The 588-nt window shown below is 34.2% G+C and carries 1 protein-coding gene; it reads left to right on the plus strand.

Translation table 11 applies throughout. From position 1 onward, the window contains the following. The coding region (gene istB, locus GJS40_RS01185; protein WP_270895507.1) for an IS21-like element helper ATPase IstB at positions 1-588 on the plus strand (588 nt) is incomplete at both ends.

Consider the following 588-nt stretch of genomic DNA (forward strand, 5'->3'; position numbering starts at 1 on the left):
TTGTTAGAAAAGGCAGAAAAAGATAATGTGACTTACGCAGCCTTTTTAATGGATATCTTGAGCTATGAGCAAAAAAAGCGTGAAGAAAAACAAATCGAAAAACGTCTTAAATGGGCTACATTCCCTTATTATAAAACCCTAGAGCAATTTGATTTGAATGAACAACAATCTATGAGTAAGAAAGAGTTTAATAAATTAAAAGAGTTACTGTGGATAGAGCAACTTTACAACATTATCTTGTTAGGACCTCCAGGTGTTGGTAAAACACATCTGGCGGTCGGCCTAGGAATACAAGCAATTCATCAAGGCTATAAGGTGATTTTTACTTCCATGGGAGAATTAATTCATACATTAAAAACAGAGGAAATTACACGTAAGTCACAAACAAGGATGAAAAGAATTCGCAAAGCCGATTTAGTAGTCATCGATGATCTAATGTTCATGGCTATAAATCAAGATGAAGCAAACCTATTCTTTCATCTAATAAACGATTTATACAACACTTCAAGTATTATACTTACTTCTAACAAGGCTCCTAAAGAATGGGGTGAGTTATTAGGCGATCCAGCAATTACTACCGCTATATTA

This window comes from Aliibacillus thermotolerans (genome assembly GCF_027853235.1).
GTDB lineage: Bacteria > Bacillota > Bacilli > Bacillales > Marinococcaceae > Aliibacillus > Aliibacillus thermotolerans.